The sequence below is a fragment of the Shewanella sp. M16 genome (assembly GCF_018224605.1).
GTDB classification, from domain to species: domain Bacteria; phylum Pseudomonadota; class Gammaproteobacteria; order Enterobacterales; family Shewanellaceae; genus Shewanella; species Shewanella oncorhynchi.
On sequence record NZ_JAGTUL010000022.1, the window covers coordinates 1 to 20489 of the forward strand.

Annotated in this window: 15 protein-coding genes; 14 read left to right on the forward strand and 1 reads right to left on the reverse strand. The window is 44.4% G+C overall.

Annotation, left to right across the window (positions count from 1 at the left end; genetic code table 11):
- The first annotated feature begins 567 nt into the window (after nucleotides 1-567).
- The 5 genes from KFE26_RS14965 to KFE26_RS14985 all read left to right on the forward strand — a co-directional run bounded on the left by KFE26_RS14965 (nucleotide 568) and on the right by KFE26_RS14985 (nucleotide 7669).
- A complete protein-coding gene (locus tag KFE26_RS14965) occupies nucleotides 568-1788 on the forward strand; it encodes a cation diffusion facilitator family transporter (protein WP_212600887.1) in 1221 nt (406 codons plus the stop codon).
- The gene (locus tag KFE26_RS14970; RefSeq protein WP_212600888.1) at nucleotides 1789-2253 is read left to right on the forward strand and encodes a MarR family winged helix-turn-helix transcriptional regulator; all 465 of its coding nucleotides are present in this window, start codon (nucleotides 1789-1791) and stop codon (nucleotides 2251-2253) included.
- Nucleotides 2254-2464: 211 nt separating this feature from the next.
- Nucleotides 2465-4558: a prolyl oligopeptidase family protein gene (locus tag KFE26_RS14975; protein ID WP_212600889.1), complete on the forward strand. Its 2094-nt coding sequence runs from the start codon at nucleotides 2465-2467 to the stop codon at nucleotides 4556-4558.
- 268 nt (nucleotides 4559-4826) lie between these two features.
- A complete protein-coding gene (locus KFE26_RS14980) occupies nucleotides 4827-6452 on the forward strand; it encodes a phosphoethanolamine transferase (RefSeq protein WP_212600890.1) in 1626 nt (541 codons plus the stop codon).
- A 188-nt stretch (nucleotides 6453-6640) separates the two neighbouring features.
- Entirely contained in the window at nucleotides 6641-7669 is a 1029-nt protein-coding gene (locus KFE26_RS14985) for a GGDEF domain-containing protein (RefSeq protein WP_028759897.1), read from the forward strand.
- Between the two features lie 132 nt (nucleotides 7670-7801).
- On the opposite strand, the gene KFE26_RS14990 is transcribed toward KFE26_RS14985, so the two are convergent.
- Complete coding sequence (locus KFE26_RS14990; RefSeq protein ID WP_105252534.1) at nucleotides 7802-10507, reverse strand: acetate--CoA ligase family protein; 2706 nt, start codon at nucleotides 10505-10507, stop codon at nucleotides 7802-7804.
- Between the two features lie 276 nt (nucleotides 10508-10783).
- Here KFE26_RS14990 and KFE26_RS14995 point away from each other — a divergent pair, with 276 nt between their 5' ends.
- From KFE26_RS14995 to cheD, 9 genes are read left to right on the forward strand one after another with little or no spacing between them, the layout of a single operon-like run.
- Complete coding sequence (locus tag KFE26_RS14995; RefSeq protein WP_212600891.1) at nucleotides 10784-11926, forward strand: methyl-accepting chemotaxis protein; 1143 nt, start codon at nucleotides 10784-10786, stop codon at nucleotides 11924-11926.
- Between the two features lie 14 nt (nucleotides 11927-11940).
- Nucleotides 11941-12225, forward strand: coding sequence for an STAS domain-containing protein (locus tag KFE26_RS15000; RefSeq protein ID WP_028759900.1), 285 nt, complete (start codon nucleotides 11941-11943; stop codon nucleotides 12223-12225).
- A gap of 8 nt (nucleotides 12226-12233) precedes the next feature.
- Nucleotides 12234-13967: a SpoIIE family protein phosphatase gene (locus KFE26_RS15005; RefSeq protein WP_212600892.1), complete on the forward strand. Its 1734-nt coding sequence runs from the start codon at nucleotides 12234-12236 to the stop codon at nucleotides 13965-13967.
- A gap of 3 nt (nucleotides 13968-13970) precedes the next feature.
- The gene (locus tag KFE26_RS15010) at nucleotides 13971-14336 is read left to right on the forward strand and encodes a response regulator (RefSeq protein ID WP_028759902.1); all 366 of its coding nucleotides are present in this window, start codon (nucleotides 13971-13973) and stop codon (nucleotides 14334-14336) included.
- 17 nt (nucleotides 14337-14353) lie between these two features.
- The gene (locus KFE26_RS15015) at nucleotides 14354-16510 is read left to right on the forward strand and encodes a chemotaxis protein CheA (RefSeq protein ID WP_212600893.1); all 2157 of its coding nucleotides are present in this window, start codon (nucleotides 14354-14356) and stop codon (nucleotides 16508-16510) included.
- A gap of 10 nt (nucleotides 16511-16520) precedes the next feature.
- A complete protein-coding gene (locus tag KFE26_RS15020) occupies nucleotides 16521-17033 on the forward strand; it encodes a chemotaxis protein CheW (protein WP_049821692.1) in 513 nt (170 codons plus the stop codon).
- Nucleotides 17034-17038: 5 nt separating this feature from the next.
- Entirely contained in the window at nucleotides 17039-19036 is a 1998-nt protein-coding gene (locus KFE26_RS15025; RefSeq protein WP_212600894.1) for a methyl-accepting chemotaxis protein, read from the forward strand.
- Complete coding sequence (locus tag KFE26_RS15030) at nucleotides 19037-19882, forward strand: CheR family methyltransferase (protein ID WP_212600895.1); 846 nt, start codon at nucleotides 19037-19039, stop codon at nucleotides 19880-19882.
- Nucleotides 19869-20489 carry a chemoreceptor glutamine deamidase CheD gene (gene cheD / locus KFE26_RS15035; RefSeq protein WP_105252529.1) on the forward strand — a complete coding sequence of 207 codons (621 nt, stop codon included), beginning with the start codon at nucleotides 19869-19871 and terminating at the stop codon, nucleotides 20487-20489. Before KFE26_RS15030 ends, cheD begins: the two co-directional genes overlap by 14 nt.

Below are 20489 nucleotides of genomic sequence, written 5' to 3' on the forward strand. Positions count from 1 at the left end.
TGTGCTTTTCATTAAATGAAATAGCTTTTCCCAGCGTGCATCGGTTAGCATAAGTCTTGGCATGGCTTGAGGTTATGGTTACTTTTGGCGAAGCAAATTATAACGTCTTGCCATGCTGTCTAAAAATTACTCTCGAAAGATCAACAGACCCTAATATCATGCGAAAAATATACGAAATATCCTAGATAAAAACCTTAAAACTTGGATTTCAACTTGCACTGAAAAGCCACCGCTGTGTCTGTCTATAACTGCGTAAGGCTGTAATAAAGCCAATCTAACTCAGCTATGTGAGCTGTTTTTACTCATAAATCAAGCGCTAATCCATTAAACCTTGCCTGATATCCTTTGCCTAGTCTAGCTGCCTATCTTAATTCACATATCAGTGTCTCGACTGATGGCAGGTGTGCAGATGCATTATGGGGATTCAAATACACGTTTAAAAGTTTGAAAACAGTATATCTTGATAAATAGTTAATTTGATCTTCATATATTTTGATTTTCAAACTATAATTCAAGCGACGAGTTTTTCACCATTAATAGCGATAGAAATGGAACAGGGGCCATACAATGAAATCAATGACAGCCGAGCAAGCGACAGGGCATCAAGCTACTACGGGAAGCAGCCAAGGGCACTCACTCGCCCAGTGGCAGCACGCCCATGAGTTTTCGAGTCAGAACCGCGATGGCGAGAAGAACACTCGCTATGTACTGTATTTAACCGTGATCACTATGGTGGCTGAAATTGCTGCCGGAACCATCTACGGTTCTATGGCACTGCTCGCCGACGGTTGGCACATGGGAACCCATGCCGCGGCCTTTATGATCACGCTATTCGCCTATTCGTATGCCCGTAAACACGCTAACGATCCTGCATTTGCTTTTGGTACTGGCAAAGTGAGTGTGCTTGGCGGTTATACCAGCGCAATAGCGCTAGGACTTGTGGCACTGGTGATGTTGATTGAATCGGGAATGCGACTGATTAACCCTGAGCAAATCCATTTTAACGAAGCCATATTTGTGGCTGTTATAGGTTTGAGTGTGAATGTGCTGAGTGTATTTTTACTCAAAGATCACCATACCCACGACCATGGGCACACTCATGGTCATAGTCACGATCATGGACATCAAGATGATCATGAAGACGAGCATGCTCATCACAGCTGCGAAGCACACTCCTCCCATGACGATCACGTCCATACGGCTCATTCACATGGTGCGGGTCCACATACACATGATGACTCACATGCACACGATGACAGCCATCAAGATCATAGCCATCATAAACAGGAGCACCATGCTGCTGAGCATGAGCATGAGAGTCAGAAGGCACACGGTGGTCATGATCACAACCTACGCGCCGCCTATTTTCACGTATTAGCCGATGCGTTAACGTCAGTGCTCGCCATTGCGGCCTTGTTGTTTGGTAAATACATGGGACTGACTTGGCTCGATCCGGTTATGGGTATAGTGGGTGCTGTGATTATTAGCCGTTGGTCATGGGGACTTATTCAGCAAACGAGTCCTATCTTACTTGACGGTGGTGTTAAAGCGTCATTGCAGCGTAAGGTCGTGGAAACTCTTGAGGCCGTACCGGATCATCAAGTGGCCGATTTACATCTTTGGCGAGTGAGTGCCGATCACCATGCTATTATGGTGTCTATCGTGTCCCATTCACCGAAAGATGTCAGTTATTTTAATCAGTTACTGTCACAATTTCCTGAATTGGCTCATATCACTATTGAACTCCATACTTGTCGTCAGCGCGAGTGTATGGTTAAGGAAGCCTAAATGACTGTTGAACATCATCATTCATCAAACCTGAATTTAACGACTGCTCATTCAACAGATCATGCATTAAATCATGTGATTATTGAATTTTATGAAAAGCTGTCGTCTTGGGAACACGCCATTGTGCGTGACAAAGGTTTTAGCCTATCGCAGGTGCACACCATTGAGTTACTCGGCGTGCACGGCGCTATGAGGATGAAAGAACTGGCGGATAAAATTGGTGTCACAACAGGCACACTAACGGTCCAAATCGACAAAATGGTAGAAGCTGAGTGGGTTGTACGTCGTCCCCATGAAACCGATCGTCGTTCGATTCTGGTGGAGTTAACCGAAAAGGGCCAAACTTTGTTCCTTGAACACGATGCATTACATCTACAACTCACCACAGATCTCACCGCTAAAATGAGCAGTGAGGAACGAATCGTACTGCTCAATTTGTTGTCTCGTATGAATAACGAGTTTTAATTTACCCTATTTCATCCACTAAAAAGCGTCCCTCGTGGACGCTTTTTTATAGCATGACATCTTTAAAAACGCGATTTATTCTAGATTAATAATCAGCTATTACAGTACCTTACCTTTTGTTACATTCTTGTTGGATTAATAGTTGAACTGGATATTAATTAAGGTAATGTAAGGGCAGATCTCAAGATGGACTTTGTTTAAAAGGAATAGAATGAATAATAAATTACTGCCTTGGTGCATTGCAGGAGTGCTCGGTATGAGCGGTCAACTTCACGCAGAAGAAGATAAATACATTTGGTTAGAAGATGTTGAAGGTGCAAAGCCGATGGAATGGGTGAAAACCCAAAATGCTGCATCTGCCGCCGAAATTAAAGCGTTTAAAGGTTTTGATACCTTAGTGGCGAACAGTCTCGCCATCCTGAACGATAAAGAACGCATTCCCTACGCGACCCACATTGGCGACAAGTTATACAACTTTTGGAAGGATGACACCCATGTGCGCGGTATTTACCGCCGTACTACCATGGAAGAATATGCTAAACCCGATCCCAAATGGGAGACTGTGCTTGATATCGATGCCTTAGGTAAAGCTGAATCCGTCAATTGGGTATTTAAGGATATTAGCTGTCAGTATCCCGAGAATGAGCGCTGTTTTGTCTCACTTTCCCGCGGCGGTGCCGATGCGGTGGAAGTGCGAGAATTTAATTTAAATACTAAATCCTTTGTTGCCACCAAAGATAAGCCATTCTTTTTGAAAGAAGCAAAATCAAGTCTGAGCTGGATAGATAAAGACCACGCCTTTGTTGGCACTGATTTTGGTGATGGTCAAAGCATGACTGACTCAGGTTATCCACGGGAAGTGAAACTCTGGCAACGTGGTACAGCACTCGAGCAAGCGAAACCGATTTTCACTGGCGACAAAACCTCAGTCGCTGTATCAGGCTGGGTTTTATTCGATGATAAAACGCCGCTGAGTTTAGTCACCGAGGCACATACTTTTTATACCGCCAGCCAATATGTCTATCAAGATGGCAAACTCATAGGGTTGCCATTACCTCAAGATGCTGAGATTAAAGGTTATTTTAAAGGTAAGTTATTTATTGAGTTAAAGAGCGATTTAACCAATAAAGACGGTAACTTTAAGCAAGGCGCGGTCGTGTATGCCGATGTGGCGGATCTTATCGCCCAAAAAGCCAAATTTAGTTTATTTGTGAGCCCGACTCAGACCGCATCGATAGCGCAGCTTAGTTTTAGTCAGAGTGCGATTTTCGTTAATTGGCTCGATAACGTGAAAAGCAAATTAGTACGGTATGAGCAAGACGAAAAGGGCGCTTGGCAAAGCACCCAAGTCCCATTCGAAGCGAATGGCGCCCTGACGGTAATGGACGTTGAGCAAGACAGTGATGATTTTTTCGTGAATTACACCAGTTTTCTTGAGCCTTCAAGCCTCTATACGGTTAATACAAAAACCTTAAATCCGAAGAAAATTAAAGGTATGCCGCAACAGTTTGCTGCGGATAAGTTTAAAACTGAGCAATACTTTGCGACGTCTAAAGATGGCACTAAAGTACCGTACTTTGTGGTGATGGCTAAGGATCTTAAGTTAGATGGCACTAATCCTACGCTACTTTATGGCTATGGTGGGTTTGAAGTCTCACTGCGTCCATCCTATTCGGCCACCATTGGTAAGAATTGGTTAGAGCAGGGCGGCGTCTATGTGTTATCTAACATTCGTGGCGGTGGCGAATATGGCCCAGCTTGGCATCAAGCGGCGTTAAAGCAAAATCGACATAAAGCCTATGAGGATTTCGAGGCAATAGCGGAAGATTTGATTGCCCGTAAAATTACATCAAGTAAACATTTAGGCATCCAAGGTGGCAGCAACGGAGGCCTGTTAATGGGGGCGGCATTTACCCGCAGACCGGATCTGTACAACGCTGTCGTGTGCCAAGTACCTCTGCTTGACATGTTTAGATTCAATAAGTTACTCGCTGGCGCCAGCTGGATGGGTGAATACGGTAATCCGGATATTCCTGAGGAATGGGCTTACATTAAAACTTACTCTCCGTACCATAATCTGCATAAAGACGTGCATTATCCAAAGGTCTTTTTCACCACATCGACCCGTGATGATAGGGTTCACCCAGGTCACGCCCGTAAGATGGTTGCTAAGATGAAAGACATGGGAATTGATGTCTTGTACTACGAAAATATTGAAGGTGGCCACGCCGGCGCTGCAGATAATAATCAAGCCGCGGAACTTAATTCAATGGCGTTTGCCTACTTATTACAGCAATTAAGATAATTACCGCTGGGTTAGCATGAATTGTTAACTCTTCACTGGTAAAACCGAGCAAGACCCTAATAGGTTGGGGAGCAGAAAACGGTCGAACTTATTGAGGTTCGGCCGTTTTTTTAAGTTTATTATTTAATGTTAACAATACCCACAGATAATTTGAGCCATTGCCGAGAGCTTGCTACTATTGCGAAAAAATTTCACTGTCAAAGGCTAAGACTACCTTAAGAATACTAAGTTATTCTCGACAAACAACTAATTTGAGTGAGAGCTATCAGTGTTAGCAAGATTTAAGACTCTATCGGTGAATCGATTCACTTTTATCACAGCGTTATTTTACGTCTGTATTTTCAATATCCCATTGTTTGGCATCATTAAGAAAGGCATTGAAAAACAACCTGATGTCGATCCTATCTTCATCGCTACTGTGCCGTTGTTTTTAACCTTTGCACTCAGTTTTATATTTTCCTTATTTACGGTGAAGTATCTCGTTAAACCGTTTTTCATCTTACTCACCTTGTTATCATCGAGTGTGTTCTTCGCTGCCTACCAATACAATGTCGTCTTCGATTACGGCATGATAGAAAACACTTTCCAAACCAATCATGCCGAAGCGTTCATGTATGTGAATTTCGCTTCGATAATGAATATGTTACTGACGGGGATTTTACCCGCGTACCTTATCTATAAAGCGGATATTCAGTACAAACCTTTCCTAAAAGAACTACTGCATAAAGTGCTTTTTATGCTGGCGATGTTGGCGGGACTGGGCATTATTGCTTTCTTCTATTTTCAAGATTACGCGGCCTTTGGCCGTAACAACGACGAGCTAAAACGTTATATCGTGCCGACGTATTTTATCGGTGCTGTGTCTAAGTACATCAATGTGCAGTACTTGCAAACGCCAATGGAATATCAGCAACTTGGCCTCGATGCAAAAAATGTCAGTGCCAACTCAAATGGTAAACCGAATTTATTAGTCCTCGTCGTGGGGGAAACCGCGCGTTCAATGAGTTATCAGTATTATGGCTACGACAAGCTAACCAACGCCCATACCCAAGACCAAGGATTAATAGTCTTTAAAGATACCCATTCATGTGGCACGGCAACGGCGGTATCTTTGCCTTGCATGTTTTCTCGCATGGGACGGGAAGATTACGATTCACGCCGTGCCTATGCTCAAGACACCGCCGTTGATGTGTTGGATCATGGTGGTATTAAAGTGCAGTGGTTTGATAATGATTCTGGCTGTAAAGGGGTGTGTGACCAAGTTGAAAACATAACCATTGATTTGAACAGTGATCCTAAGTTGTGCACTGGCCAATATTGTTTCGACCAAGTGTTACTGAACAAATTAGATGAAGCCTTAGCCAACGCAGAACGGAAAGATACTGTGATTGTATTGCATGTCATTGGTAGTCATGGCCCGACTTATTTCTTACGTTATCCAGCAGAACACCGTAAGTTCACACCGGATTGTCAGCGCAGTGATATACAAAACTGCAGTGAAGATGAGCTGATGAATACCTATGACAATAGTATTTTGTACACTGACTATATTATTAGCGAAGTGGTTAAAAAGTTAGAAAACCAACAAGATAAATTTGATCCAGCCATGTTGTATCTGAGCGATCATGGCGAGTCTTTAGGCGAAAAAGGCATGTATTTACATGGCGCGCCTTACAGTATCGCACCGATTGAGCAGACGAGCATTCCTATGCTTGCTTGGGTGTCAAAAGATTTTAGCAAAGATAATCAATTGGATATGGATTGTTTGGCTGAGCATGCGGCGAAAGGTGGTTTCTCCCATGACAATTTATTCGATAGTCTATTGGGACTAATGAATATCAAAACTGAGGTATATCAGCCTGAATTAGATATCTTTGCTCGCTGCCGCGGTTAATTGTGGACTTAATTGTCGCGAGGTTTTGCTCGTTCTAGTTGGTTCAACACCATGATGAGGAAGAGGATGGCAACATCCTCTTTTCTTTTGCTCCCTGTCATAATAATTGATTTCTCCCATATCCAAATTGAACCAGTTGAGTTAACTTAATATATACAAAAACATAACAATCCTATGGTTCGCGATTTATGTCTTCTACTGCAGAAAATAAAGAACTTGATTCTGCCGCGCAAATTTTGCGTTTGGCCGTGCCGCAAATGTCTGCCCTCGATATTCCTGTTACTCCTGAAAATTACACTGTTTGGTATGAATATTTTGCAGGCACAAATCTCGATTTAAATCGCGCGATTGATGGTTTTTTGGCGAATTCTGTCTCTTTTACCAAGGAAGTTAATACCAGTCTTTATAAAACCTTTATCCAAGAACAGTCACCAGAAGTGATTGAAAATGTTCAGATTGAAACACAAATCTTGATCAATAGCCTGTTGAATAAAATCAGCCAGTTGAGTCAAGGAACCGCGGCATTTTCTGGCTCATTAGCCGAGTTTGGTTTGCGATTACAGACTAATCCCGATATCAATACCTTGAACGAGCTGGTTGATGGTGTGGTCGATGAGATGCAGATGCTACTTATCAACAACCGTGAGATGGAGCAAAGTCTGTGTACCATGGGTCAAGAAGTACAAAATCTTAAGTCGGAAATGGAAAATCTTAGCCTCGCGGCGATGACAGACCAATTAACGTCTCTGCATAATCGCCGCGCCTATGAGTTGAGTATTCAGGATCAAATCTACCGTTCACAAGATCACCAGACCCGCTGTAGTCTCTTACTGATTGATATCGATAATTTTAAAGCCTTTAACGACACCTATGGTCATTTAACGGGTGATAAAGTATTGGCCTATGTCGCATTAGCCTTAAAGCAATGTGTGCGAGGAGATGACTTTGTTGCGCGTTATGGCGGCGAAGAATTTGTGGTGGTGCTACCTAACACCCATTTTCACGACGCATTGCAAGTGGCTGAAAATCTGCGTGAACGTATTTCTGAGCGGCGCTTAACGGTAGGGAAAGACAAAAAACTTTCCCTTGGCGCGATTACTGTCTCGATTGGGATGGCCTCATTGCAACAGGGGGATGATGCTGAAACGCTGTTTAGTCGCGCCGATAAAGCACTGTACCAAGCTAAGTCCGAAGGTCGTAACTGTGTTAGAGGCTGAGAATGTGGGGGCGAGTGTCGATGTTTCAAGGCGTTAAGTATTAGCTCGGTCGCTATTTCGTCAAATAATCATTTACTTAGGATAACAAAACGCCGCAATGATTTGCGGCGTTTTTGTTCGTCTGGGTAGGTGCTATTGATCACTGGGCGGTTTTAAATCCATGTGCATTTTGATCAAATGTTCCTCCATATCGAAGGTCACTTTAAAACCGAGACTCTTGGCAAGACTGGCCATATTGCGATTCTCAAACATGGTAAAGCCGGTGAGCACGGGCGTGTCGTTGGCCTGATAATATTTGATTAATTTTTCGAGTAACAACTTGCCTAACCCTATACCTTGATGATCGCCACGCACCGCCATGGCAAACTCTGCCTCGGTATTATCAGGGTCAATAGATGCACGCACGGCACCTAAGGTGATGTCATCGCCATCGGGTCCCTTCGCCGTGGCGATAAAGGCCATCTCACGGGCGTAATCGATTTGAGTTAATACCGCCATTTCTTCATGGGTCATTTTCGAGCGCACCCCAAAATAGCGTTTGTATCTGTCTTCATCGGATAGCGAATTATCGAAGGCCAAATGTTTAGGCTCATCTTCGGGCAAAATCGGCCTTAGCATTACCTTAAGGCCATTTTTAAGCTCGGCGAATTCTTCTAATTCCTTCGGATAGGGCATGATGGCCATCCGCGATGAACTGTCGGCATTGGCATCATGCAAACGGATATTCACATCAAGCAGAGTGATATTTTCACCCGCGGCCAGTACTGGGTTTAAATCTAACGAGGCGATTTCAGGGCAATCGATAATAATATGGGATATTTGCGTTAACATCACGCACAGGGCATTCATGTCTAGGCCCAGTGGTAAATGTCTGTCTTTTAACTTATGGGTCTTTAACGCTTGGATCACCATATAACGCGCCAGTGCCATATTCAGGGGAGGCAGGGCAACGGCAGCATCATTGGTAGGGTCCCATTCTGAGCCACCTTCGCCAAGGCAAATCGCCGGACCAAAGACGGGATCGCTTATCACGGCCACGCGGATTTCCTGTGCGCCAGCGGTCAACGCCATTTTCTGCACTATCATGCCTTCAATGATGGCTTCGGGATTGGCTTGATGCACCCTCTGGGTAATCGCATTCGCGGCGTGGCGGATATCTTCAGCCGAGGTTAAATTGAGCATCACTCCGTGCACATCGGACTTATGCAAGATGTTAGGGGATTGCACTTTTAACGCTAAGGGATAGCCCGCTTCATTCGCAATGGCCACCGCTTCATCGGCATCTTTCACAAACCAAGTGTCTATGGTGTTAAGCCCATAAGCACGCAAAATAGGGCTGGCCTCATGGGTTTCCAGTACCGATTTTCCTTTAGCTTGAGCCGCTTGCAGTAATTTACGCGCCGTGAGGCTATCTGTCGGAATATTATCGGGGATCGATTGCGGCACTTCTTGCAGCAGTTTTTGGTTACGACGGTATTCAACCATGTGCATAAAGGCACCCACAGCACCTTCGGGTGTACGGTAGGTAGATATACCGCCCTTAGTGAAGCGTTTTCGTGCCTGATAAGCCGAGTCTTCACCGCTCCAGTTCGTCAAAATATTGAGACGATTCTTTTTGGGATGCGCGTGGATCACACTCACCAACGCATCAGCTATCTCAACACTTTCACCGAGTGCTGAAGGGGAGTGCAAGACCAAAATAGCGTCAAGTTCATTGGAATCCATCAAGATAGTCAAGGCTTTAGCATATCGTGACGCGTTCGCATCACCAATAATATCGATGGGATTTTGCCTTGACCAAGTATTCGGTAACACAGCTTCTAATTTGGCTATTGTATCTTCTGATAACTCCGCCAGTTTACCGCCGCGCATAATGAGTTCATCCACAGCTAACACCGCGGGGCCGCCACCGTTACTGATAATCCCTAAGCGCTCACCTTGCAGCGGATTGGAATGCGCTAAACTTTCAACCGCGGCAAACAGTTCAATTAAATCGTTAACCCGCAACATACCTGCACGGCGAAACGCCGCTTCATACACTGCATCGTTACCGCCAACACCGCCCGTATGCAATTTTGCGGCGCGGGCACCTTCGGCGCTGCGGCCTGATTTAATCACTAGAATTGGTTTATTGCGTGAAGCGGCTCTAGCAGCCGAGAGGAAATGGCGCTTCTCATTCACCGAGTCGATATAAAGCATGATGGCGCTGGTGCGGCTATCGCGGCCAAGGTAATCGAGCAGTTCGTCAAAGTTAATGTCGGTGGCATCACCGAGGGAGATAAAGGAGGAAAAGCCAATACCTTTGTTATTGGCCCAATCGAGTACCGTTGTACAAATAGCTGCCGATTGAGACACAAAGGCTATTTTGCCCGGTAGGGCGCTGGCGTGGGCTAAGCTGGCGTTTAATCCCAATGGGGGTAATAGCATTCCTAAGCTATTTGGCCCCAGAATGCGCATCCCGTAACGCTTAGCATTTTGCATGGCAAGGTCGAGCAGGCTCACGCCATCTTCGTTAAATTCCTGCGCCATCCCTGCTGCCATAATAATGGCCACCTTACAGCCAAATTGCGCAAGGGTTTCAACGATGGCGGGCACACGGCAAGCGCGGGTACAAATAACCGCTAAATCCGGTTTGATGGGTAAGGCTTCAATATTGGGATAGGCGAGCACACCCATCACTGCCCGATACTTAGGGGTGACTGGCATGATAGGCCCAGAAAAACCACTCGATAGTAGGTTTTTCATCAGCACATTACCCGCGCGTTTTTCGGTATTCGAAGCGCCGATAATGGCAACGGAAGTCGGTTTAAATAAGGAGTTTAATGTACGTTGACTCATAAGCGATTCCATCCCAATCCATGACGCTTCCAGTGTAACCTAGGGTATGAGGACTGCACAGTTAAGTTTCGGGTTCCATTAAGACAAGTTTATTAGCAAATCATGAATTTACGGCAATTTACTGAGAATTAGCGCTCAATGCTGAGGATTTATATCGCGATAACTGCATTTTCCGCATAGCGACACGTAACAATGTGAATAATTTCACTTTCGTGTTTGAAAATCACCCAATATGAAACTACTTTTTAATCACTGTACAATTATTGTGAAGTCCATATGACATACAAGGATGGGGTCGTTGCGGTGCTCGCGGCAGGCGTTGGATATTCGCTGAGTTTGATGACATTGTGGGCTATTGGTCCGGTTATTTCTGTGTTGATTATGTTGCTGTGGCAATTTTATCAGCATAAGCAAATGCAGTTAGTTCAACAGCATGATGATAAGTCCTTCAACAACCAACTTGCCGCGGATTGGCAAGCCCATGTCAGTCTGTATCAAGAGTCAATCACGACGCTTAACGGCTGCGAGGCTAACATTGACAGTGTGCTAGCGGTGCAAGGTGACGCAGTCAATTTGCTCGGTGAGTCATTCGATGGTTTAGGGCGGTTAATGACGGAGCAGACAGGATTTATTTCAGCGCTTGTCCAAAGTACGGATGATGCTGAGTTATTCCATTCAGATCAAATGAAGCAATTTGCCAACAATACCTCAATGACGTTAGAGCGCTTTATTCAATCCACCATAGAAATGTCGGCATCAACTATGGAATTGTTGGAAAAAGTGAATCTCATCTACGAGTCTATGCCTCAAGCAATGAAAGCCTTGCAAGACATAGATCAAATCTCGTCCCAGACTAATTTGCTCGCTTTAAATGCGGCAATTGAAGCGGCGCGGGCGGGTGATGCAGGTAGGGGCTTTGCTGTTGTGGCAGATGAAGTGCGCGCTTTATCCACTCGTAGCGCAGGTTTTAGTGAAAGCATACAAAAACAGCTTAAATCAATTCAAATTCAGATTGAACAATTGACGGTACACGTGAGTAAAGTCGCCGCTCAAGATATGACTTATATTATTGATGCCAAAAAGGATATAGATACTGCACTAAGGCAGATTATCGTTAAAGCAGAGAAGGATTCTCAAGTGATTGAACGTATCGATTCATCGGCACATGAACTAGAACAAGCCATCTCGGATACTATTCGGGGATTGCAGTTCAGTGATATTACTTCCCAAAGCCTGATTTACACAAATCAGTCCCTAAACCATTTAAAAGAATCGCTTAATCGCGTCACCACTATGTCACAACAGGAGTTTGGCATTAAGGGGGATGACATCACAATACAAATGAGTCGCCGACGTCAGGAGACTCATAATCCCGTTTCAAGGGATCAAATTACCTGTGGTGAAATTGAACTCTTTTAATTAGGGATAACACAATGTCAAATATTAAAGTTATTTCATTGCCAGAGCGCTTTGACTTTTATTACCACAAGAAATTCACCAGTGATTATCAAGATATTTTAACGCTTCCAGAGGTTAACCATATTATTTTAGATTTTAGTCGAGTGCTTTACCTCGATAGTTCTGCTTTAGGCATGATGGTATTGCTGCATCGTAAGGCGCAGGAGTTACATATTTCCACGTCTGTAAAAGGTGCACATGGTCAGGCGAATGAAATCCTTAGTATTGCCAATATGCAGAAAATCTACATCATAGAGTAACACTCATTATGGTATCGCTTACTCAGCCGGAACATTTTATTTTAGTTATCGATGATGACGCTATTGCGAGTCAAAGGATCAGTGACTTTATTCATAGCAAAGGTTACAACGTCATTGTCTGTAGTGATCTAGAAGAAGGTTTATTTGAAATAACGCAAAATACGGTTGATTTAATTCTGATTAACTATTGGTTAAAGGATGGTACCGCACTGGCGTTACTGGACAAGTTAAATAAGGATAAAAAAGAAACACCTGTTATAGTCATGAGCGAGACAAAAGAAAATCAATCCGTATTAGCCTGTTTTAGAATGGGGGTTTTGGATTTTGTTGTTAAACCTATAAATGTTGAAATATTTTGGTACAAGGTTGAATGTTTACTTACCCGGGTGCAACTTCAGCATAAAGTAGAGCATCAAAGAATTGAACTTGAAAAAATGCTTTATGAAAAGGCCCGAGAAGAACACATGGCCCGGCATTTATTTGAGCACTTAGTCAATATTGATAATACTGACTTTGATTTTGTACATACATACTGCCAAGCCAGTGCCAATTTTAGCGGTGATATTATCCTCAATGGCATAGCGCCTAATGGCAATTTCTTCTTAATTCTCGCCGATTCAACAGGTCATGGCCTGAGTGCAGCCATGCCCATCATGCGTGTTGCCAGTACATTTAGGGCTATGGTTTCAAAGGGATTTTCTTTAGTTACGTTTATTTATGAACTGAATGCTAAGCTCCACCGAGAAAACCCTGAAGACAGATTTGTTGCTTGTATTATTTTAGAAGCCGATTTTAATCGTAATAAATTACACATTTGGAATGGTGGTATGCCCCCCGTGTATATTCAAACGGGGGGAATTGACTGTTTAATAAACCACAATATTAAAGAAACTGACCATTCTCGTTCAGTCAGTAATCAATCCATTGATAAATTTAAATCGACAAATATGGCCCTTGGTATTTTACCTCCGCATACTTTTATCGCGGATATTGTTACGGTTGATTTACCATCCCATGGGCATGCTTGCCTTTTTAGTGATGGTTTAATAGAGCAATATACCCATGACGGCAATCCATTTGGCATTGATAAATTAAAAGATCTATTTATTCATTTGTCAGGTGGTCTAGTCAAATATTTAGAGAACAATATTCATGAGTACTGTTCTGCTGAAAATATTGCCGATGACATCACTATTTGTACCTTAGATTTTGAACGATTAAACACTTGGCATCAAGATCATGATGTTAGTCGTATTAAAGCCATTATGGATGGTGAGTTCTGCTGGGATGTCAGTATTGCAGGGCCTATGTTACTCAGCGCTGATTATTTAAGTTCATTGAATCAGTTTCTCAGTATATTGGGATTTGCGACCAATTTCTGTCAACGGGTTTTTACTGTTGTCGCAGAGTTATTTAGCAACGCTATTGATCATGGTGTACTAAAATTAGATTCTCGACTAAAAAATGATCCAGAAGGCTTCGAACTGTACCATAGTATTAGGGACAGTTTTGCAGATAGGCTCACGGAAAATGATTGGGTAAAAGTAAGCATCATCTGGCGTTCATCGCAGGATGAATTACATATTAGCGTGGCTGACAGTGGCAAAGGCTTTGAGGGTGATGAAAATTTGATGGCGGACATTCCTCAGTTGTCTGGGCGCGGTCTCTCACTGGTGAAAACATTATCTAAGACCTACGAATTAGTACCGCCAGGGAATATAACTAAAGTCATAATGGAATAGCGCATGAGTAAAAGAATATTAATTGTTGATGATTCCGCAGCGATCCGACAAATGGTCGAAGCGACCCTTAAATCGGCTAATTATCAAGTGGTACTGGCCAAAGATGGTCGAGAAGCCCTCGATATCTGTAATGGGCAGAGATTTGACTTCATTCTGACAGACCAAAATATGCCTCGAATGGATGGGCTGACCTTAATTAAATCCTTACGTGCTATGTCGGCATTTATGCGTACGCCGATCATTATGCTCACCACGGAAGCGGGCGATGACATGAAAGCCCAAGGGAAAGCCGCGGGTGCGACGGGATGGATGGTAAAACCCTTTGATCCTCAAAAGTTGTTGGCTATTACGGCTAAAGTGCTGGGTTAACTGCAACGGGGTGCGCTATGTCCATCAATATGGCCGAGTTCCATCAGGTCTTTTTTGAAGAAAGTCATGAACATCTTGAAAATATGGAACAATTGTTATTGGCATTGGACCTTGCTTCTCCCGATCCTGAAGAACTGAACACCATTTTCCGTGCTGCACATTCTATAAAAGGCGGCAGTGGTATTTTTGGTTTTACCGCATTAACCAGTGTCACCCATGTGATGGAAAACCTGCTGGATAAAACCCGTAAGGGTAACTTCCAATTAACGTCATCCATTATCGATTTACTGCTGAGTACTGTGGACACGTTATCCCATATCTTGAGCTTGTACCGCGAAGAAGAGCAGATTGATTGGCAGGAGGTTGAATACAGTAAAAGTCAGTTGGTTGCAGCGTTAAATGGTGAGCCTTTTAGTTCATCAGTTGCGATACGTAATGGTACAGACGCCGCTACTAGCACTCCCATCATAAATGCAACACTTACCGCACCAGTGGCGGCAGAAGATCTGGGTTTTGGATTTTTTGAAGATGAAATGGCACGTGATATTGCCATCGAAGGTGAAGACTTTGGATTTTTTGATGAGCCTTATCAAGCGGAAGACATCAGCGCTGACAGTGTTGCAAATAATAAAGAGCGTACTGCTGAGCTGTGTGATGTGACAATTGACGATGATGAGTTAGGCTTTGGTTTTTTTGAAGCACTAACGCCAGAATCCTTCGCCAATGAAATCGAGTTATTAAGTTCAAAACCGCTAGTGCAGAAGGTTTTTAAGCCAGCGACCACTCGAGCACATCAAGCCAAGGAAACTGGAAGTAGCCAATCCAAAAACACCCTATTTAAAGCCAAAGCGACTGAACCCACCGCACCCATTTCAACCGTGCCCACGAGTCCTTCTGTGAAAGCAAGCTCGCCTGCAATACTGAGTTCAAACGCAACATCAAACTCATCTGTTGCCCCAAAGCCCAATACTACAGAGGTGAAAACAGCGACAAAAAAACCAGCCGTGTCGGCTCAGGATGCCACCTTAAGGGTCGAAACCTCTAAGATAGATACTTTGGTTAATCTCGCGGGCGAGCTGGTGATCACTCAGTCCATGTTGACTCTCATTGGTAACGAGATGACGGGCGATTTAGGTGAGCGACTCAAGACCGCACTCAACGAATTGGAACGTAATACCCGTGAGATGCAAGAGGCAGTGATGTCGGTGCGTATGCTGCCCGTATCTTTTGTGTTTAACCGTTTCAACCGTTTAGTGAGGGACCTTTCTGAGCAACTGGGTAAAAACGTCAATCTCGTGATTGAAGGTGGCAACACAGAAATTGACAAGGGCATGATTGAAAAGCTCGTCGATCCGCTGACCCACTTAGTGCGCAATAGTTTAGATCACGGTATCGAAAAACCTGAAAAACGGCTCGCAGCGGGTAAATCCGAAGTGGGTGTGTTATCCCTTAAAGCCAGTCAAAGGGGCGGCAATATCATTATCGCTGTGCACGATAACGGCGCAGGCTTAAATCGTGAACGCATTATTCAAAAGGCGCGGGAAAATGGTTTGCAAGTGGCTGATAACAGTAGCGACAAGCAAGTCTGGCAATTGATTTTTGCCGCAGGATTTTCAACTGCGGAGGAAGTCACAGATGTGTCTGGCCGTGGTGTTGGTATGGATGTGGTGCGCCGTAATATTGAAGCCTTAGGCGGACGCATTGATATTGAGTCCACTGAGGGCCAAGGCTCAACCTTTGAAATCCAGTTGCCACTCACGCTCGCCATTGTCGATGGTATGACGGTTTCTGTGGGAAATCAGATCTACATTTTGCCCTTAGTGCACATCATAGAATCTATTCAGCCGCAAACGGAACAACTTAAATTTCTCGCCAAAGAAAGACTCTTAAAAGTACGTGAAGAGTACTTACCTCTGCTCAATCTTTATCAGCTGATGGAAATTGAGCCCAATGCCCGCTGCCCAGAAGAGGGCATAGTCGTATTGCTCGAAAGCAACCACAAGCGCTTTGGCCTGTGCGTTGATGCCTTAGTTGGCCAGCAGCAAGTGGTGATTAAAAGTCTTGAAAAACATTATCGCAGGATCCCCGGTGTTTCCGGCGCCACCATCATGGGCGATGGCAGCGTCGCGTTGATCCTCGATGTCGAATCGCTCGCTCTGCACATTAAAAATTAAGGAAATAGCCATGGAGAGTCGATCAACTATGACCGCCAAAGTGGAATACAACGCCCATGATGAGGTGGAGTTTTTAAGCTTTATGTTAGGCGAAGAGCACTATGCCCTCGATATTATGTCCGTCAAAGAAATTCGCGGTTATGAGTCGGTCACTAAAATCGCCAACGCCCCTAGCTTTATAAAAGGCGTGATTAATCTACGCGGTGACATAGTGCCCATAGTGGATTTGCGGATGAAATTTGCTGTTGGAACCGCCACTTATAACGAGTTCACTATCGTAATTATGCTTAACGTGTTTGAACGTATTGTCGGCATAGTGGTCGATGCCGTCTCCGATGTGATTAAGCTATCGGCGGAGGAAATCTTACCCGCCCCAGAATTTGGGGTGGCATTCGATAGCCGCTACCTCAAAGGCTTAGCCACAGTCGAGGATAAGATGATCATTTTAGTAAATATTCAGGCTCTGATCAGCAGTGATGAGCTGGGTCTAATTGATGCAAATAGTCTGACTGATCAGGAGTAACAATAATGAGTATCTTTAAATTTTTTGGCAATGATGAGGCGCGTGAGCAAAGGGATGAAGAGCGTCAGCGCTATTTTCAGCTACTTGATAATAGTGGCAACAGCTTTATGATCGCTGACAGTCAGCGCAATATTATTTATGCGAATAAAGCCGTCGTCCGTTTACTGCAAGAGGCAGAGGACGATATTCGTAAAGAGTTACCTCAGTTCTCGGTTGCCAAACTGATCGGCAGTAATATCGACATTTTCCATAAAAATCCTGCACATCAGCGCAATTTATTAGAACGCCTAACCCAATCCCATACCGCGCAAATCACCATAGGCAAACGTACTTTTAGGTTGATTCTGACGCCGATTATCACGGCTGAAAATAAACATTTAGGTACAGGTGTTGAGTGGATAGATCGCACCGAAAGTATCGAAGCCGAGCGAGCAACCCAGCGTATCCTCGAAGCGCTCAATAATACCAGTACCAACGTCATGATAGCCGATGCTAACCGTACGATCATTTATATGAATCGCTCGGTCGAAACTATGTTGCGCCATTCTGAAAGTGAGATCCGACAAGCCTTACCGCATTTTTCCGTAGATAAAATCCTCGGCAGCTCGATGGATATCTTCCACCGCAATCCTGCTCACCAAGCAAGTTTACTCGATAAATTAGACCGTAAATATGAATCGCTTATTAAGGTCGCGAGTTGCCATTTTCGCTTAACGGCCAGCCCCATAGTGTCTAAAGAAGGTGAGCGCTTAGGCACTGTGGTTGAATGGCTCGACCGCACCATTGAAGTCCAAACCGAGCAGGAAATTTCCCGCATAGTCACAGCCGCAGCTGCGGGTGATTTCTCCCAAAGGGCGGAAACAGATGGCAAGCAAGGTTTCTTTTTAATGCTGGCGAACAATTTAAACTCGTTAATTGAAACCTCGGAACGTGGATTGCAAGATGTGGCGCGGGTGCTGATGGCGCTTGCGGATGGTGATTTGACCACTCGTATTTATAACGACTATGAAGGCACCTTTGATGATTTGAAAAATTACTCAAATCAAACTGCTGAAAAGTTATCCTTCATGATCCAAGATATTCAACGAGCCGCGGATACCACCAATACCGCTTCGGCAGAAATAGCCCAAGGTAATGCTGATTTATCCAGCCGCACCGAAGAACAAGCCTCCAGCCTAGAGCAAACCTCGGCCAGTATGGAGGAACTCACAGGTACAGTGAAACTCAATGCGGATAACGCCAGTCAAGCCAATGCCTTAGCCTCTAAAGCGGCTGAAGTCGCAGTGGATGGCGGTGAGCTTATTCAGCAAGTTGTCCAGACCATGGCATCGATTAATGAATCGGCGCGTAAGATTGCCGACATTATTGGTGTTATCGATGGCATTGCTTTCCAGACCAATATCTTAGCGCTCAATGCTGCGGTTGAAGCGGCGCGGGCGGGCGAACAAGGCCGCGGTTTTGCGGTGGTCGCGTCAGAAGTGCGTAGCTTAGCCCAACGTTCGGCCAATGCCGCTAAAGATATCAAGGCACTAATTTCGGATTCGGTGTCTAAAATCGAGAGTGGCAACAGCCTTGTCGGTAAGTCCGGCGATACCATGAAGGAAATCGTCATCGCCATTAAACGGGTGAACGACATCATGGCGGAAATTGCCTCAGCCTCTAATGAGCAGGCCATCGGTATCGATGAGATCAGCAAAGCCGTAGTGCAAATGGATGAAATGACGCAACAAAATGCGGCATTGGTTGAAGAAGCGGCCGCCGCAGCGGAAAGCATGCAATCCCAAGCGCAGCAACTCTCAGACAGTGTCGCCAGTTTTCGCGTGGACGACGAAGATGAAGCCCCAAGACGCAGCAACGCGAGATTAGCGGCACCCAAAGCGAAGGCGATGAAACCCATCAAACAGCAGCTTCAACCTATGGCAAAATCAAGGGTGACAGAGAAACCTAAAACCAATGCGATGAAGCCCATGAAGCAAGATCAAGATGAATGGGAAGAATTTTAATTGAGTGAAAACAAACCATTGGAACGAGAGTTTGCCTATACCTCGGTGCACTTTAATACCGCGAGGACGACACTGTACCGCTTAGCGGGGATCAAACTCGCCGATAGCAAGGATGCTATGGTGTATAGCCGTTTAGTGCGGCGGATCAGAACATTGAAATTAGCCGGATTTTCGGCTTATTTTGAGTATCTGCTAAGCCATGAAAACGAACACCAAGAATTTATCAATGCGTTAACCACTAATCAAACGGCATTTTTCAGGGAACCGCATCACTTTGAAGTGTTAAAGCAATATTTAATCGATAACCCAGATACCCGCAGGATCTGGTGTGCGGCCAGTAGCACAGGGGAAGAACCATACTCGATTGCGATTGCTGTCGCTGAACATTTCAACAGTTTTAAAACGCCTATTGAGATCATTGCTTCCGATATCGACAGCGGCGTGCTTAAAAAGGCTGAAATGGGCATTTATCCTTTAGAGCGTATCGATACAGTCAGCGATATCCGTAAGAAACGGTTTTTTCACCGCGGACGCGGTTCACAGTTGGGCAATGTGCGCGTGGTTCCCGAATTAAAGCAGATGCTCAAGTTTACCCGCATCAATTTACTCGATTCTTTTTGGCCGCTAAAAACGCCAATCGATGTGATTTTTTGCCGTAATGTAATGATTTATTTCGATAAAGAAACGCAGGAAGTCATATTAAAACACATGATGAACTCCCTTAGCGAGGATGGGCTTTATATTGCGGGACATTCGGAAAATTTTAATATGTTCCCGCAAATCATCACTGCCGTTGGTCAAACAACCTATCGGCCAGTGAAGGGGCTTATGAGTGCTAAAACCTAATATCGAATATGCCATTGCGGAGCCGAATCGCTATCACGATCATCATTTTGGTTGCGATGCGGTAAAAATATTACCCGGTGAGTATTTTGCAACCCGTGAAGATACCATGATAGTGACAGTATTAGGCTCCTGCGTCTCAGTGTGCTTGTATGATCCTAAGCTCAAAATTGGCGGAATGAATCACTTTTTATTGCCAAGTGACAATAGCAATTGTACTGGGGTGCTCGCCGATTCTGCCCGTTACGGCGTGTATGCCATGGAGTTGTTAATCAACGACTTACTCAAGCTTGGCGCACAGCGCAATTCACTCGAAGCTAAGGTGTTTGGGGGCGGCAATATGTTACGCAGCTTTACTGTGCACAACATAGGTGAGCGTAATGCTGAGTTTGTGATTGAATATCTCAATCTTGAAAATATCCCTATCGTTGCAGCCGATTTACTCGATGTATATCCGCGCAAAGTGTATTTTTTCCCCCATTCGGGAAAAGTGAAAGTCCGCAAAATTAAATCCATGCATAACAGTACAATTCTTGACAGGGAAAGTGAGTACCGTTTACGGGTTCGTAATTTACCTTCGGGCGGCGACGTTGAACTATTTGGTGATTAA

What these genes read in the sequence shown, in the direction of transcription:
- KFE26_RS14965 (WP_212600887.1), top strand. Translation starts at nt 568, where the DNA reads ATGAAATCAATGACAGCCGAGCAAGCGACAGGGCATCAAGCTACTACG.
- KFE26_RS14970 (WP_212600888.1), top strand. Translation starts at nt 1,789, where the DNA reads ATGACTGTTGAACATCATCATTCATCAAACCTGAATTTAACGACTGCT.
- KFE26_RS14975 (WP_212600889.1), top strand. Translation starts at nt 2,465, where the DNA reads ATGAATAATAAATTACTGCCTTGGTGCATTGCAGGAGTGCTCGGTATG.
- KFE26_RS14985 (WP_028759897.1), top strand. Translation starts at nt 6,641, where the DNA reads ATGTCTTCTACTGCAGAAAATAAAGAACTTGATTCTGCCGCGCAAATT.
- KFE26_RS14990 (WP_105252534.1), bottom strand. Translation starts at nt 10,507, where the DNA reads ATGAGTCAACGTACATTAAACTCCTTATTTAAACCGACTTCCGTTGCC.
- KFE26_RS14995 (WP_212600891.1), top strand. Translation starts at nt 10,784, where the DNA reads ATGACATACAAGGATGGGGTCGTTGCGGTGCTCGCGGCAGGCGTTGGA.
- KFE26_RS15000 (WP_028759900.1), top strand. Translation starts at nt 11,941, where the DNA reads ATGTCAAATATTAAAGTTATTTCATTGCCAGAGCGCTTTGACTTTTAT.
- KFE26_RS15005 (WP_212600892.1), top strand. Translation starts at nt 12,234, where the DNA reads ATGGTATCGCTTACTCAGCCGGAACATTTTATTTTAGTTATCGATGAT.
- KFE26_RS15010 (WP_028759902.1), top strand. Translation starts at nt 13,971, where the DNA reads ATGAGTAAAAGAATATTAATTGTTGATGATTCCGCAGCGATCCGACAA.
- KFE26_RS15015 (WP_212600893.1), top strand. Translation starts at nt 14,354, where the DNA reads ATGTCCATCAATATGGCCGAGTTCCATCAGGTCTTTTTTGAAGAAAGT.
- KFE26_RS15020 (WP_049821692.1), top strand. Translation starts at nt 16,521, where the DNA reads ATGGAGAGTCGATCAACTATGACCGCCAAAGTGGAATACAACGCCCAT.
- KFE26_RS15025 (WP_212600894.1), top strand. Translation starts at nt 17,039, where the DNA reads ATGAGTATCTTTAAATTTTTTGGCAATGATGAGGCGCGTGAGCAAAGG.